Genomic DNA, 15,861 nt, shown 5'->3' with positions numbered 1-15,861 from the left:
CCCTTGGTTTTCCACAGTTCTTATGACGACCTCCGCGCAAATGCGCGTAGGGAATGGAGCTTATGTGGCTCGAATTGGGCACAGTCGGTTTCGGGGGATGCCGCCCGGTGCCGTCCGAGCGCATCAAGAGGAGATTGCGGGGAAACGTCAGCGACATGGGGGATATCGCTATCTCGCGCCGTGAATTCGTACCTGGCCTCGAAGCAGCTCGCGGCGTCGCCGCGCTGATGGTCGCGCTCTTTCATTGCGGTCAGGCGACATATTATGCTTCGACGCGGCAAGCGGTCTCTTTGGTGCAGGGCTCGTATCGAAGCCAAAGCTACCTTGATGCGGCTTTCCGCATCGCCGGGAACGGCCACGGCGCCGTCGTATTTTTCTTTGTCCTGAGCGGCTTCGTTCTCATGATGATGCTCAGTCGGCAGACGGATGACCTCAAGGCCAGCGCCGGCCCATTTTTCATAGGACGCGTTCTGCGCATCTACCCTGCCATCTTTTCAACCATCGCGATCTTCGTCGGACTGTTTCTGCTGACCGGCATGTCGCTTGGGCCGGCTGAGGTCTACACGACCAGGAATGTGATGGCCAATGCGCTGTTGCTGCGTACCGACATCAACGGCGTGATGTGGTCGCTCCAAACCGAAATGATCGCGGCCCCACTGATTTTTTTGCTCTATTGGTCCTGGCGGCGATGGGGCGCTGTCGCTCTGGTTCTGCCCGCCCTCATCTTGCTCGGCCTGTCATTCAGCGGGCAGTGGTCTGGAACGCCCGGAAAGGGCGTTTCGTTAGGGAACTTCTACTCCTTCGTGTCCGGAATGATCGCTTGTGCCTATGGAAGGAAGATAGTCGCTCGCCTTCCTCGTCCGGCCCTGTCGCTCGCCCTCGCGGTCGCCGGGTTCGCACTCTCGCGCCCCTTGCTTGGATGGTGGTCCAACTGGTCCGTGATTTTCGAGACGGCTTTCGCGGGTTTTATCTCGGCGTTGATCGCCTATGGCGTTCCGTTGCGGAAAGGTCGTCTGATGGCTGTGGCCAGGTATTTCGGCCGCATCTCTTTCAGCTTCTACTTGTTGCACCCATTGGTGCTGATCGCTCTTTGGAACATGCCTGAGCTACTCGCAAAGGCCGTCAATGCAGGAGTTTCTCCTTTCACACTGGCACTCGCCTCGTTTGCCTTTTCGGTCCTCGTCATCACTCCGCTGGCTCACATGCAGCATACGGCAGTCGAACGTCCAGGCGTTCGATTGGGCCACGCAATGGCATGGCGCCTCCGCTCGAAGCTTCAGCCCGCCGCCGTCCAGCGTGGGTGAACACAGAAGGTCTCAGTTTCAATCCACGCACCGTCTATTCGACCTGCTTGGATGGCCCGACAACCGGATTCTAGATCAGCCCTCTGCGCACATTCATATGCGTCACCGCTGTCACCAATACGGCGCCGGTCATGAAATAGAGCGTGGCGATGATGTGTCCTTGATGGAAATGCAGCCCGGCAAACAGCAGGGCCGTGACCACGGCAAGGAAGGCGATGACGCGCGAGAATTGATCGGGCATGGGGCGACCTTGTGCAATGTGTTGAGTGGCCGCCCTCATTCAGCCGCTCGCTCCATAGAGCGGTTTTCGATTTTTCGCAATCGGCCTTGAAGCCGGACTGATCGGCGCCTGCCGCGCGGCGGCGTTTCGGTGGTCCTAAACCAGATCCACTTCCACCCACAGCCCGCCCGGTCCGCGCGCAGGATCGCGTGGCGCGCTGCGCACCGCCTGGATCGAACCGGACGGCGCGGCAAAGGCCGGCTTTCCGTTCTTGTCCGCCAGCCAAGGATCATCGGCGCGGATGACGCGGCCCTTGGTCTTTGTCTCGAGCGCGGTCAGGATGCCGTCATAGGGCATCTCGCCCCAGTGCACTTTCAGCGCATCAACCTTGTTGGTCGGGATGAAGGCCGACAGATCCGAGCTCGTCAGCAGATCGAAACCCTGTTTCTGCGGCGTGGCGTTCTGGCTGCCGTGATGCGCGACCTTGAGATAGACGGTGCGCGCCAGAAGATCGGCCGATGTGACGGTGCCCTGCCCCACGGGCCATTTCAGGTCCTTCCAGCTTAGCCAGTTGCCGATCTGGGCGTCGCCGGGGAACAGCAACACCCGGCCGCTATCGATGAACTCGAAGGCAAGCACCAGGCTGGTGTTGTTTACGCCGCGGTCGAGCTGCAAGGCCAGATCGGCGGCGATCCCCATCCAGTCGGCGTCGATGCGCCGCCAGGACTGGTCGCGGTCTTCCATGGATGCCGCGGCCGAAACCGGCCCGGAATAATGCTTGCGCACATAGGCGGCGATATCGATGGCCGGGTCGCTCCCCTTGTCGCCGGCGAGCGCCGCGGAGAGCGGCGTGCCGACATTGCGCTCGAACGGACTGAGCTCGTCGACGTAACCGGCATCGGCCGCCTCGTTGATCTTGAGGCCGCTCGCCAGCGCCCGCGCGTACGGACCGCCGCTGGCCAGCGGAAACATCTCGCTCGCCTTTTCCTCGAGGCGAAGCGCCGCCTTGTCGCGCGGCGGGCCGAGCACATAAACGCGCAGGTTGGGCAATGCGTCGATCGTCACCGGCGGTCCCCCGGGCTCGAAATAGGTCGGCGACGGTTTTTGCGACAGCTTTGCCGCTGAGTCGCGGGCCGAGCGCACCCGCTCGCCGGCGGCGCCGAACTGGAAGCCGAGCACGGACTGCAGGTCGTCGCGGATGCCGGCCATGTAGGCGCTAAGCCCCTGAATTGCGTCGAGCTTCTGACCCACGCCTTGCAGCGCGGCGATCGCCTGGCCCTTGAACTTGTCGAGCTCCGCGGCCTCCGCGTCGGCTGGATTTTCGGTCCAGGCCATCCAGACGTCGCCAATGACAAAATCCTTGAAGAGGTCCTTCGCGGTCAGGAAGCCGGAGACATGGTCCCAGTGTTCGTGGGTGACGACGAGGATGTCGATCTTGCCGCCGGTCTCCTTCTTGAGGTCGGCGACGATGTCGGAGACCAGCGCCGAGCCACTCTTGATCGAGACATGAATGCCGCAATCGATGAGAATGCGGAACGGCTTGCCGTCCGGCTTCTTGAACGTCAGCAAGTGGCAGTCGCCGATGCCCTGGCAGTAATGCCTGACGGTGATGCCCGATGCCGGCGTCGCCGCGGGAGCCGATTTTGCCGGCCTTGTTCTTGCCGCCGGTTTTCTAGACATGGTCGTCGTCTCCGTCGCTGGCATGCAGCAACGCAAAAGGCTCCGATACTTCGCCGCCGAAATAGAGCGCTCGCAGCGGCGAGAGATAATTGGCGGCCATCGTCCCGGCCTGACGCTTCTGCCGGTCCGCGCTGCCGGTGTTCTTGATGATCGAGTAGCGGATTTCCTCGAAGCCATCGCGCGGATCAATGATGATCGTGGCGCCGCCGCGGAACCAGAAGAAGCTGTCGCCCTTGGCCATGCCTTGCGGCATCGCCGTGCCGTCCAGCGCGACCGGAATGCGCTGCTGGATGACCGCCACGACTTCCACGCGGAACGAGCCGTCCGGCTCGACGCGGCGCGTCGGGCGCACGCTGTAGATGTCGAAGGTCGTCTCGCCTTTCTTGGGCGCATGCTTGACCGTGCCGTCCTCATTGTAGCGCGGCAGGTCGGGCAGCAGGCCGAACTGCTTGTAGAGGTCCGGATCGGAGGCGAAGGCCTTGTGCATCGCCTTCCACAGCGCATAGCGGTTCTTGTCGTTGAGCGCGAAGATCTCGGCCCGCTTCAATTTCTGGTTCCAGCCGAGGTCGATCTTGCCGAGCAGGCCCTTCAGCCAAACCGGCGACGGATCCTCCGGCGCGCTCCAGGCCAGCGTCTCCTCCGAGATGGTGCGAACGTCGCGCGGCAACAGCTTCCATTTACGGAAGGATTCCAGGAAGGCGAGGCGATAGTGGAGCGGATCGTCGGGATAGGCGTCGCGGTCGGCAGTGATAAGGGCGCGCAGATATTCGCCGAAGGTGATGTCGACGGAAGGGCAATAGTCGAGCGCGCGGATGCACATGGTCAGCATCTGCGTGGCGGTCTTGGCGACCTCGTCGGTGAGGCGCTCGACCAGGCTCGGATCCAAGGTGCCCGCCGGCAGGATGCCGGAGCCGCCGGTGGCAAGCTGGATCAGGTCGTCGGTCCGTCGGTCGGCGATGGCAAGAAAGGCCTGGTAGACAGCGAAAACCAGGATCGAGCCACGATCATGCGCCTCAAAGGTCTTGTCGTAGTCGAGGTCGGCCATGCCGGCGCCGCCATATTCGCGCAACGGCCCAGCCCGGCCGCTGCCTTCGCCGAACTGCTTGGCGATACCGGAAAGCAGCGACGCGGCCGACAATTCCCCCCTCGCCTTGCCGATCTCGAAGCCGACCAGTTCCTTCAGCGTGAAATGCTGGAACAGCGCGACGATATCGGCAAAGGCCTCGTGGAAGGCCGGCACATCCGGGTTGGACGCTTCCTGGAAGCGACGATGCAGCCCGTCGAGCAGCGCATGCGACATCTCATGCGCGACGATGTCGCTGGACAAGCACGAGAACACCGTCGTTCCGGGCGTGGTGACATCGCCCTGATTGCTGGTCGCCGGGAAATAGCCGAACAGCAGCGCCTTCTTTTCCGGGCTGTAATAGGCATTCTCGGCGCGCAACGCATGCGGATAAATGCGCAGGCGCGGCACGTAATGCGCCTTCACCGTCATATCGCCGGTGCGGCCGGGAGCCGCTGCGTAATGCGGCGCCCACAACGCCCGACGGCCGAGAGCGCGCTCGAAATGGCCGATCGTGGTCATGGCCACCGCGTAGACCATCTGCTGGTGGAATTTCGGATTGCCCTCCGAAGGCGGCAGGCCGTCCTGCGCCAGCAGCACCTTGTCGTTGAGGTCGACCGGATCGTAGACGCGGTCGGACGCGGGGTCGACATCGACCACCTCGAGATATTCGCCGATCGGACCGGGCAGCAACGGCCTGTCGGTCGCAGGCTCGTCGTCCCACGGCACCGAAAGCGTCGCCTGGTAGACCGAAACCGAATCCAGCCGTTTCGCCACCGACGGGTCGAGCGCGTAGATGCGCAGGCGCCGTTGCGGCGGCGGCAGCGGCCGCGGCTTGCGCCTAATGGCCGGTGCCGGGCCCATGACTGGCGCCGGAACCGCTACGCTGGCGCCTGGCCGGCCCAGCCATCCTTCCAGAAAGGCCTTCAACGGCTTCGACGGATTGCCCTGGTCGAGCGCCGCCTCCAGGTAGCGGTTGCGCGCCGCGGCCGAAACCTTGTCCGGATCGCCATCCGGGTCGGCGATCGCCTGGTCGACTGCCGCCGTGGTTTGCGCCATCTGCATCAGTTCCAGCGCGAACATCGTTCGCTGCCGAAGCGTCGCCGGTGGTGGCGCCGCCAACGAATTCCCTCCGGTCAAAAGGTCCAGCCAGCTCCACGTATAGGTGGCTCGAGCGAGCTTGGTCAGGCTGTTTGCCGCCGGCGGAGGGAAGCCCAGCGCATCGAAGGCCCGCAAGACGCCCTGCCCGATCTTCTCCTTCGTCTCCGCCGCATTCATCTTGGCGGTCGACTTCAAGGCTTTCGCGAAGAAGGCCTTGCGTACGGCTTCGACACGCATCCAGGGCTGAGGGTAATTCTTCACCACGTCCCAGTGCTCGGCGAGCCAGAGAGCGGCCGCGGCCGCGACCTGCGGGGTCGCGGCGGAGGTGCCGCTGCCGTCCATGTCGACCACCTTGCGACAATCGATCTCGGCCCAGGGCACATTCGGCGTGTAGGCGCCGAGCGCCGTATCCATTTTCGAAGGCGGCCCGTAATTGCCCTGCATGGTGCCGAAGGAGAGTCCGGCATAGGCGCGCCCGTCGCCCATCACGCCGCAGGCCGCAAGCACCCGATTGTAGCGCGCGGGATAGACGATGCTGCGCGGCGTGATGGTGAAATTGTTGCCGGCCGCCGTGACCATGACCACACCGTGGTCGTAGGCAAGGTTGACGGCGTCGACCAGCGCCTGCGAGGCGAGGCCGCCCATGCTCATCGACAACACTTGCGCGCCCTGCTTGCGTGCATAGTCGATGCCTTGCACCATGGTGCCGGTGGTCAGCCGCACCACCCAGTCGGCGATGCGCACCGGCAGGATTTTCGCCAGTGGCGCACCGCCGACGAAATCGTTGAAGCCCGGCCAGTGCGGCGAGGAGCCGTCGAGCTTGTTGCCGGCAAGCAGGCTGAGCGTGCCGGTTCCATGGCCGCGATTGCTGGTCAGCGTGCCGGCCGGAGCGTGGTCGGTCGCGTTGTTCGGACCCGTCCCGTCGTCGACGAAATTGCGCTGCTGCGCTGTAAGAAGCGCGGCGGGAATGGTCTGATGGCCCGGATCGAAACCGGTATCGAGATGGGCGATGGTGATGTTGGCCTGCTTGGCGCCTACCTTCTCGCGCGCCGCCGCGAACTGGCTGAAGTCCGGCGCGGCATTCCAGGCGATGCGCCCCGCGACCACCGCCTGTCCGCCCTGCGGGTCCTGATCGTCGAATGCACAGACCGGAGCTGCGCTTGCCGCCATGCCGCGATCGCCGCCGCTGTCCTTTTAATCCCACTGCTGCACGATATCGGGCTCGATTGCGAGCACCTCGGCTCCCGCGGCCGCCAGCGCCGGGTTCCGGGCGACAAGATCGTGGGCATGGTCCCAGGGGTTGTCTGTATCGGCGGCGTCCGTGGCCAACCGCAACCAGGTGGCGCCGCGATCCCCGGCCGCGGCCGTGCCGGCACTTGCGTCGGCAGGCAGAGAGAGGATCGGCTCGGCTTCGATGCCGCCAATCCGGGGCGGCCCGCCTCGGACCGAGAGCCCCGCGCCGTCGCCGCGAACCTTTACAAGGAGTCCCTTCGCGGCTGCCATGGCCTGCCCCTCCCCAAAATGAACCATGAGGCCGACCGTCACCTGCAGTCAAGACAAGGTTCCAGCCATACTTCGGTTGATCTCTTTGCCGACTAGGCAATCGTGCCGGTTGCAAAGCAAAGACCATACACTTCTAAAATAACCATCGGTCCGCCAGATGCGTATATCTGTGAGCGCCTTCACATACGCCGGACAGGGCTTGCGCTCAGATCTTGCAACGGCGGCATCGACGGCCCGAGCTGACTACGGCGTCCGAAGCTGCTGCCGGACTGCGATATGGATGCGGTTCTCGAGGAGAAATTTCGATCACCTAGCCATTTTCAGGTTTGCCGTCTGCGCGCATGGGCACCTCCCACCCAAGCGCGCGGATGGCGTTTCCAAGATCGGCCCGCAACCGCCAGTGCGCCCGGTCTCCTTACAGTTTGCCGGCTTATCCAATTTCGGCGTGTGACGCGTGACCTGGAACGTCTGTCCGCCACCTGCCGATTTCGGTCAGCCACCACAGAAGGAGACGACGCTTTGATCGAGCACGCACTTATCCTACAATTTCCGTCTAACGAGAGGCGGAATCGTATCATGGCTACAAACGGCGCGGACGACAGGAACCTGCCGCGCCTGGCGCGCATCGACCCGCGCCACTTCGATCTGTTGTTCGGCGGCTGCAAACTTGAGCGCTATGCCGCGGGCCAGCATTTGTTCGTCCAGGAGGACGCTTCCGACCGCATCTACGGCGTGATGAGCGGAACCGTCGAGATTTCGATCTATTCGCCCGGTGGGCAAAAGCTGGTGGCCAATATCGAGCTGTCGCGCAGCCTCGTAGGCGAGATCGGAGCCCTGGATGGGCGCCCGCGCACGGCGACCGCCATCTGCCTAACGGCATGCGAGCTGGTTTCGCTGAGCCGGACACAACTCTTTGATCGCATTGAGAAAAACCCGTCTCTGGCCCGCGCGATGATCGAATTGCTGTGCACGCGGCTGCGCTGGGTCAGCGGCGAGCTGGGCGACCAGGCCTTTTTCGGTATCGAGGCCAGGCTGGCAAAGCGGCTGGTGTTCCTGAGCGGCGTGATGGCAGACGCCGCCGGCTGGATTCCGATTTCGCAGTCGGAGCTCGGCGAATTCCTCGGCGCTACGCGCGAATCCGTCAACAAGACGCTGAACGACTGGCGCAGCCGGCACATGATCGCCATCAAGCGCGGCGGCCTGCGCATCACCAACGCCGCCGCGCTGAACCACATCGCCGAATCGCAGGACGACGACTGAGCAGGCTCGGCGACTTCGCCGTAGCCCGCGCGGCGCCTTCGCCATAGTCCGCTCGGAAGCTTCGCCATTGCTCCGCTGGTTCGTCGCTTTCGAGAAACGACGAACTGCTTTCAGCGCACCCGGTCAGAGCCGCGAGATCAGATAGCGCAGCGCCGACCGGCTCGGCATGAAGAAATAGCCGCCGCCTTTCGTGGTGACGAACTGCGGCACATCCTTGAGCACCGTGACCTTTTCCCAGGATGGGATCGAGAACCGGCCGCCGCCGCCCCGCGCGCCGATCGTCGGATCGGTCTCGCCGACAAGACCCTGGAACGAGTTCGACGAGACCCAGGTTTGCTGGATGAATTCGTACTGACGCTCGATATCGGCATTGAGGCACATGAATAGGAGGCCCTTCTCGATCTTCCCGCCCTTGCCCTTCTTCTCATAGGTGCGGCCGACGCGCAGGATACGGTGGCGCTTGCCGATCCTGATCTGTGTCTCGCGGTCCTCGCCAAGCGAATCGCGCGGGTTGGACCGGCGTATGTGGGAGCCGAGCGGACAGGCATGCCCCTGCGGATCCTCGGCGCCGAGCGCGAAATCATTGTCGACGCCGCGGCCCGGGCGTCCGTTCGGATTGCGCACCAGAGAGCTTCCGTCCTGCCAGCGACCGAGCATCTTTGCCGCCACCCAATGCGGTGTGATGGCGGCGTCGCCAGTCTCGTATGCTGCCTGCGTCGCGGCCTTCCTGCAATAATCGTCGAACAGTTCGACATGTTGCTCGAACTGGCGCAGGACGAGGAAGGTGCCGTTGCGGCCGAAATCGCGCGGCGGAGGCGGCTGCCCCGGTATCTGACGGTTGCGCCGCACCTGCGACAGGATGCCGGTTCGGTCCAGCGCCGCGTCCACCGACGGCGAAGCCGGGTAGAAGCCGTGCTCGTCGCGGTAGCCGAACAGGAACTCGCCCGGTGCCAGCAAATGCATCGGCGCGGCTCCCTTGGCGGCGCGCGACGTACCCCGAACGATCGGTTGCGAGATGCCGTCGACGAAGCCGAAATGCTCGACGGCCCGCTTGCCGTCGCGCCGAACCATCAGCGGCAGTTCGGCGGCCACGGACATCCCCGCGCCTGTCGTCTGTCGCTTCATGGCCGCTATCTCCGCCTTCAAAGCGGCCGGCGTCCCGGCATAGCAGACGATGACGACGTCGGCGGGATTGGCGGGTGACCCCCACTGCCATTTGTCGGGGGCGTCGGGACCGGTGTCGTTGAGGATGCGGCTGCGCTCGGGCGTTCCCATGCCTTGGCGAAAAGCGACAGGAAACGTGTCCAGCGGCTCGTCATCGACGCCGCCCTCGAGCCCCAGCCGGCGCAGTCCGTTGGGGCCGAACGCCACGGTCATGGCGCGGCCGGCAGGCACGCCGTCGCCGAAGCTGGTTTTTTCGGTCACGAAGTCGAGCCACGCCTTGCGCTTCGCTGCCGGCAAACCGTCCGGCACCCCGATCGCAAGCATGTGTGCATGGCCGAGCGCGCCGAACGGACCGAAGAAGATGGACTGGATTTCTCCGGATTCCAGTTCTTCGAGCGGCGCGGACGCCGGTCCAGCCAGGCCGGTTGCGTCCGCCGGCCGTGCTTGCGGGCGCGGCAGCGAACCGAACAGGCTCAGCCAGTCGCGCGCCTCGTTGCCGGTGGCCGACGCGATACCGCGCCTGATCCTGGAGTTGATGCGGATGCGCGTGGTGTTGAGATGCGGATAGGCGCTGTACCAGAACAGCGTCGGCACCTGCTGGCGCCGCGCCCAGCGTTTGAAACGATCGCCGTCGCGCGCGCCGTCCAGGAACAGCCAGCGCGTGCGCGGATAGCCTTCGGTGTTGCTCCACACGCCGGTCAGGCCGGCCGAAGCCTTGGCGATGAAATCCTCCAGATAACTCTCCCAGCTGCCACCGTAATTGGAGAAGAACACCAGCCTGTCGGTGCCAGGCAGCAGCACCCAGCGGGCGAAATGAATGGTGTTAATGGTGGCGAGGAAACCAGGCCTGAACACTTTCTGCGCCGATATCGAGATCAGGTAGAAGGAGAGCCGCAGCGCCAGCCGCCGCAAGATCCCCGGCTTCATCGTCGAGATCGCCGTCAGGTTGTTCTGCGCGCAGTGGTCCTCATTGGCGAGGATCTTTTCCAGCGCGCCGATATCGACCGGCTTGTTCGCCGGCCGGTCCTTGTCTTCGAGCCGCCGCAACGCCAGGAAGCAAAGGCCCACGAACAGAGCCAGAATAGCGAGCAGACCGAGCACCGTCAGCAGAAGCGCGGCGCCGGCGATAGCGATATTGGCGAAGGTGACGCCATGCGGGTTCCCGAACACGAGCACATAAGTCATGCGCCAAAAGGCGAGAACGACGATCGCGACAGTGGCGAACATCGCCGGCGTCAAAAGCGTCGTCGTCAGCGCGCGCGACCAGTGGCCGGGCGGCCTTTCCAGCAGGCTTTCGGCGGGCTCGAACGCCCAGCCGAATTGCCCGAGGCAGCGGACATGCCGGCGCGCTTCGGCCAGCACATCCATCGCGTTGCCGGCGCCCACGCGCGGCTTTTCGACGATCTCGCGCACGCTGTCGGCCAGCCGCGCCTCGGCAAGGATGCGGCGTACGGAATGGCCAGGCGTGCCGGAAAAAACCAGCCCGGCCGCGCTGCCGAAGGAGGGCGATATCTTGATTTGGTTCTTCTTCAGGAAGTCCTCCAGCGAGCCGCCATCCGGCAGGCCGCAGACATCCCTGAAGATCGGCCGCAGCCGATACCCGATCGATTGCGCAATGGCGGCAATGACGTCGTCGGTGCTGCCGTCGCCGGAGATTTCGAACACCAGCGCGCCGGTCTCGACCCCCGTCTTCTTGTCCCTGCCTGTGGGAGCGACGGCCAGGCTGGTGAAATGTATGGTGGCGACCTTGTCGAGTGCGGCGCTGATCTCGCCAATCGCGGGATTGCCTAGGTCGGCGACCTTGTCGCGCACCGCATCGAGCGGCATGGCGCGGGTGATCGGGCAGACAACCGTCACCATCGACTGGTCGGCGGTGCGGCAAAGCGGCGGGCGCTCGAAATCGACCTTGAGGCTTGCCGGATAGGCGCCGACATTGACCATCTTGCCGGCCCTGCCCCGCGCGCGGGCGAGCTTCGGTTTGCCGAACAGCGCGCGGATGCATTCGCCGATCTGGATGCGGGCGATCTCGGCGCCGATGCACAGATGGATGCCGTAACCGAAAACCATGTAGTCGCGATGCGCGCGCGACGTATCGAACTCGTTCGGCCGCTGCACGATCTCCGGATCGAACATTGCTGAAAGCGTCGCCGGCATGACCACCGTTCCGGCCTTGACCAGGCGCTCGCGGCGCGTGCCCTTGCCGATGACCGCGTCACGCCTGGTATAGCGCCACGGCCCGATCCAGATCGGCTTGAAGCGCATGGCTTCCATGATCGCCCGGTCGAGCTTGTCGGTGTCGCCGGCCGCGATGGCCTCATCCACAGCCTGCCGCGCATCGGATCGCGACAGGATCACATCCAGGCAATTGCTGCCGGCAAGCACGTTCGTCGGCACAAAGCCCGCGACCATGCCGAGCATGATGGAATGAATGTCGGGCAACGACAGGCGCCCTTGGTCCATCAGCGCGACGAGACGGGCAAGCGGCCGGTCGTCTTTGCCCGCTCTCTCCCTGACCGCGGCGATCGATCGGTTTATGACCTTGATCAGCCGATCGCCTCCGACCACGGCAAGCTGGCGCGTGGTGGGACTTGCCGTCGGATCGGAAAAGAACAGCGCGCTGAGCGCGATCGACCAGTCGGCGAACTCGGTTTCGTCGTCGATCTCGAGGCCGAAATAGTCGCGGCAGATGCGAACCGGCACGATCTTCATCAATCCGGCGATGGCATCGAAGCCGGGGCTGGCGCGGGTCATGATATCGTGCGAATGGCGCTCGGCGATCGGCCTGACGGCGGCTTCGACCTCCGCCGGCGGGAACGCGCTCAGCACCGCCGATTTCATCTGCCGGTACGCGGCGCCGTCCTGCATGCCGAGAATGAAATTCGAGCCCCGGGCGAGTTCGGCCATTTCCGGCCCGTAAGGCGTTTCGAACTCGTCGCCCCGCTCCAATATGTCGCGAACATCCGCGCCCTTGGTGACGAGCAGGAAATTGCCGAAGCCGAGATTCGGCCAGAAACGGCGCAGCAGCGCCAGTAGCCAGCGCGGATCGCTGAGAAGAAAACCGGCGATGCGGGAAGCAAAGCCGCTCTTGGAACGCAGCCGGTTGATGTCGAACGATGGCATTTCGGCGAGCGGACGCTGGCTCTTCTGAGCAGCGCGGACGGCGGCGAAGTACTTCAAAGTGATCATCGCGTTCAAGCCCCCCGGCTATCCACGTCAATGCGATGCCGGCATTGTCTGGCCTAGGTTTGCATCGGTCCGCCGTATGTGAATTCGTTCACAGTCATTTGTTGTCGGCCCCGGCGATCATGCGGCAGACTTGGCCTGATCGAAATTGCCGATCAGGAAATTGTTCTTGGCTGGGTCCACGAATGGTATCCAGCGTATCCTCTGCTCGGAAAAATCGGGGTGCCTGGTCATGAAAATCGCGAGTTCATGCGCCGCCTCGTCGCGCCGACCGCTTCTCATCAGGGCGCCTATCTTCAGGAATCTTGCGTAGAAGTAACCTGGCGACAGGTTGAGCGAGCGCTCGGCGGTGGCGATCGCGGCCTGCCAGTCCTCGACGAAGCAATAGGCCGCGGCCAGTTCCCCCAGATTATGGAAGCGATAGAGGTCGAACGGGCTCAATCGGTCAGTGTCGAGGAAGAAGGGGATCGCGCTGGTCGCATCGCCAAGCAAAAGGTGTGCGCTGCCCATGGCCGAGCGGGCGAAGGCGAAGCTCGGATTGATGTGGATCGCTTCGGCAAGATGCTCGGCCGCCAATGCCGGCTGGCCGCGCATGATGTCGGCTGCGCCGAGATAGGCATGCGGACGCGCATCGAGGCTATCCATCAGCAGCGCCTTGCGCGCAAGCGTCTCGACTTTCTCCAGATCGTCGCTGTCGCCGAAGCGCAGCCAGGCCCGCCAGAAATACCACCATGCGAGCTCATTGAGCACGGCGCTCGAATTCGGATCTTCCTGGTAGGCCTTGTCGAAGAAGTCGAGCGCGATTTCGGTATCGCGACGTGTCCGCCTGTTCATGTGCCAGCGGCCGCGCCTGACCAATTGCCAGGTCTCGAGACTTTCCCACGGCACCTGGAACGTACGCGCCTGCTCGGCGCGGTCGACCTCCTTGTCGAGTATGGAAACGATCTCGCTGCCGATCTGGTCGCGCAGGCTGAAGATATCGACGAGATCGCGGTCGAAACGTTGCGACCAGACCAGGCGCCCGTTCGAGGTATCGGTGAGCGACGTATTGAGGCGGATCTGCCTGTTGGAGCGCGCCAACGTGCCGCTGACGATGTAGCGGGCACCCAGCGCGTTGCCGATGAGCCTTGTGCCGAGGCTATCGTCGCGAAACTGAAAGCTCGAGCCCTTGGCGATGACCGAAAGCCAGCGCGTGTTGGAAAGACCGTAGATGATGTCCTCGGCGATACCGTCGGCCATGTAGCCGACATCGGGTTCGCTGCCGTTGCCCTGGAACGGCAGCACGGCGATTGCCGGGGGGCCCTTGGCGATCGGCCTGGAATGACTGGGCGTGGCGGGAATGGAAGCAAAGGAAGCCGTCGCGGCAGGGCCGTTGCCGCCGCGACCGGCGATCAGGACCCGCACCGGCAGGGCGATGTTCTTCAGGCTGAACTCGCCGAGATCGGTGAAGACGGCCGCCGTCTTGTCCTTCACGTGATGCCACGTCGTGGCCGAGATGGCGACGCCGTCATGCGGCGCGAATTCCTGAAGCCTGGCCGCGATATTCACGTCGTCGCCGTAGAGACGGCCCTCCCGGACGATGACGTCGCCGGTGTTTATCCCGGCGCGAAAAGGCATGCGCATGTCCTCGGCGACAGCGGCATTCAGCGCCACGATCCGGGCCTGGAAATCGAAGGCTGCCCGCAAGGCTTCGATTGGATTGCCGAATTCGGCCATGATGCTGTCGCCGGCATCGCCGAACGTGCGCCCGCCAAATGCTCCGCAACTGTCGGCGATGATGTCGCGCCTTTCCTCGAAGGCGGCAACAGCCAACTCGTCGTCGATGCCCATAAGCCTCGAGAATCCTACGGCGTCGATTGAAATGATTGTCGCAAGCTGACGGGTATAATTCCGTTCAGCCATGATTGAGCCCCCAGTCCCGCTGCAGTCCAGAACGGGCGACCTGCGCTCAAAGAAACGCGTCGCCGGCTGCCGACGGAAATCCTCGGCAGGCCCGGCGCACTGTTGCCACCCTCTTATGACCAGAATTCTATCAGGGTCTTGCCGAAAGCTCTACCACGAACAGCTAATATGGCGAATTCACCCGCCGGCGCATGGTTAGTGGTTCAGTACGTCAGGAGACACATCCAAAGTGCGACCTCACCAGTTGAAATTGTTACATTTTCTCCGCCAGGCAGTATCGGCCGGCTCCTGCAGCCGCATCGAGGTATGCGCCGCAAAAGTCGGTTATTGCGGCGCTGCGGAACCAACCAGCCTGCGCGCGAGTTTCTGACGGCACTGACGCCGACGAGATTTGAGGGCTCTCATGCGCAATGTTGTTTCAGCAACCGGTATCGCTTTCCTGCTTATCAGTGGACAAGCCTTTGCGGCGGACGACCAGCCACTGCCGTCGCAAAATGCCAAGAAGCTCTCGGAGATCGTCGCCAAGGTCGAGCACCGCACAGACTTCCGCTATGTGAAGGAGGTCGAATGGGATAGCGACGGCTACACCATCACTTACTACACGACGGACAAGGCCAAGGTCCAAATCACCTACGATCCCGTGACCGGCGAACCCAAATAGGCCGCGTCCGCCTGCGGCCATTCCGCCAGACCTACTAGGGGCAAATGGACCCCTGCCCGATCCCCGGCATCTGTGCGTTAGAGCGTTATCCCGACAAGTGGGAACCGGTTTTCAGAGAAGATCGTCTCCAACAAGAGTTAGATCGGATGGCGATTCAACGAAACGTCATCCTGATCTAGCGCCTGAATGCTCCTGTGCCGCGTTCCGGCGCGACGGACCGCCCTTGCATCGTCACAGCTTTGGTGGCTGACTGCCCGCCATGATTGCGGGCACGGGGTGCATGGCAATGATTGGCTACGTCCTGAAGCGCATCCTGATGGTGCTTGTCGGCTATCTGGTCGCGGTGCTTGTCGGGTTGATCGCCGTGGTGGTGATCTACGCGATATTGAGTTCGCTGCCCAATGCTCCGGGTTACTTCGAGCTTATGGCGTTCACGCCGGTCGCCGCGCTGGTGGTGCCGCCGCTCGGCATGTTCATCTACTTTCTGACGATCCTCCTGACGGCTATGCAGACGCTGGTCTTTACAATGATCGCCGAGTTCTTTTCGCTGCGGAGCTTCTGGCTGCATATGCTGTTCGGCGCCGCTGCCGCGGCAGCCGGTTTCATGCTGATCTGGCCGGACGCCGCCAATGATCCGGAACGCTGGGCCGACATGGGCATCATCGCCGGCGGCGGCCTCGTGGCCGGCCTGATCTATTGGCTGATTGCCGGGCGCAACGCCGGCTTGCGCCGGTCGTTGATCAAAGCAATTCCAGGAAAAGTGTGAAGCGGTCCGGCTCGGCGGCTTCGCGGTAACCTTCCGTCCGAAATTGCTTAAGAG

At 63.5% G+C, this 15,861-nt stretch carries 10 protein-coding genes; 4 read left to right on the top strand and 6 right to left on the bottom strand.

Annotated elements, in window-relative coordinates; all coding sequences use genetic code 11:
- The first annotated feature begins 62 nt into the window (after window positions 1-62).
- The gene (locus tag LB529_RS05990) at window positions 63-1,304 is read left to right on the top strand and encodes an acyltransferase family protein (RefSeq protein ID WP_224710530.1); all 1,242 of its coding nucleotides are present in this window, start codon (window positions 63-65) and stop codon (window positions 1,302-1,304) included.
- A gap of 70 nt (window positions 1,305-1,374) precedes the next feature.
- Here LB529_RS05990 and LB529_RS05985 read toward each other — a convergent pair whose 3' ends face one another.
- The 4 genes from LB529_RS05985 to LB529_RS05970 all read right to left on the bottom strand — a co-directional run bounded on the left by LB529_RS05985 (window position 1,375) and on the right by LB529_RS05970 (window position 6,871).
- On the bottom strand, window positions 1,375-1,545 hold the full coding sequence (locus tag LB529_RS05985) for a hypothetical protein (protein WP_224532243.1): 171 nt from the start codon (window positions 1,543-1,545) through the stop codon (window positions 1,375-1,377).
- Window positions 1,546-1,680: 135 nt separating this feature from the next.
- Window positions 1,681-3,204, bottom strand: a complete 1,524-nt coding sequence (locus LB529_RS05980) for an MBL fold metallo-hydrolase (protein WP_224710529.1) — start codon at window positions 3,202-3,204, stop codon at window positions 1,681-1,683.
- A complete protein-coding gene (locus LB529_RS05975) occupies window positions 3,197-6,538 on the bottom strand; it encodes a S8 family serine peptidase (RefSeq protein ID WP_224710528.1) in 3,342 nt (1,113 codons plus the stop codon). Before LB529_RS05975 ends, LB529_RS05980 begins: the two co-directional genes overlap by 8 nt.
- A 24-nt stretch (window positions 6,539-6,562) precedes the next feature.
- Window positions 6,563-6,871: a hypothetical protein gene (locus tag LB529_RS05970; protein WP_224710527.1), complete on the bottom strand. Its 309-nt coding sequence runs from the start codon at window positions 6,869-6,871 to the stop codon at window positions 6,563-6,565.
- 576 nt (window positions 6,872-7,447) lie between these two features.
- On the opposite strand from LB529_RS05970, the gene LB529_RS05965 reads away from it, so the two are divergent.
- Window positions 7,448-8,131 carry a Crp/Fnr family transcriptional regulator gene (locus LB529_RS05965; RefSeq protein WP_224628483.1) on the top strand — a complete coding sequence of 228 codons (684 nt, stop codon included), beginning with the start codon at window positions 7,448-7,450 and terminating at the stop codon, window positions 8,129-8,131.
- Window positions 8,132-8,254: 123 nt separating this feature from the next.
- Here LB529_RS05965 and LB529_RS05960 read toward each other — a convergent pair whose 3' ends face one another.
- Entirely contained in the window at window positions 8,255-12,481 is a 4,227-nt protein-coding gene (locus tag LB529_RS05960; RefSeq protein WP_224628276.1) for a cytochrome P450, read from the bottom strand.
- Window positions 12,482-12,598: 117 nt separating this feature from the next.
- Window positions 12,599-14,380: an adenylate/guanylate cyclase domain-containing protein gene (locus LB529_RS05955; protein WP_224532247.1), complete on the bottom strand. Its 1,782-nt coding sequence runs from the start codon at window positions 14,378-14,380 to the stop codon at window positions 12,599-12,601.
- 403 nt (window positions 14,381-14,783) lie between these two features.
- On the opposite strand from LB529_RS05955, the gene LB529_RS05950 reads away from it, so the two are divergent.
- Together LB529_RS05950 and LB529_RS05945 are read left to right on the top strand one after the other, a co-directional pair.
- The gene (locus LB529_RS05950) at window positions 14,784-15,041 is read left to right on the top strand and encodes a PepSY domain-containing protein (protein ID WP_224547698.1); all 258 of its coding nucleotides are present in this window, start codon (window positions 14,784-14,786) and stop codon (window positions 15,039-15,041) included.
- Between the two features lie 286 nt (window positions 15,042-15,327).
- Window positions 15,328-15,807, top strand: coding sequence for a hypothetical protein (locus LB529_RS05945; RefSeq protein ID WP_411962442.1), 480 nt, complete (start codon window positions 15,328-15,330; stop codon window positions 15,805-15,807).
- Window positions 15,808-15,861: the final 54 nt, after the last annotated feature.

The sequence above is a fragment of the Mesorhizobium sp. CA5 genome, assembly GCF_020165105.1.
Taxonomy (GTDB): domain Bacteria; phylum Pseudomonadota; class Alphaproteobacteria; order Rhizobiales; family Rhizobiaceae; genus Mesorhizobium.
Note: the sequence above shows the minus strand (reverse complement) of the source record. Positions and strands in the feature narration are given on the sequence as shown.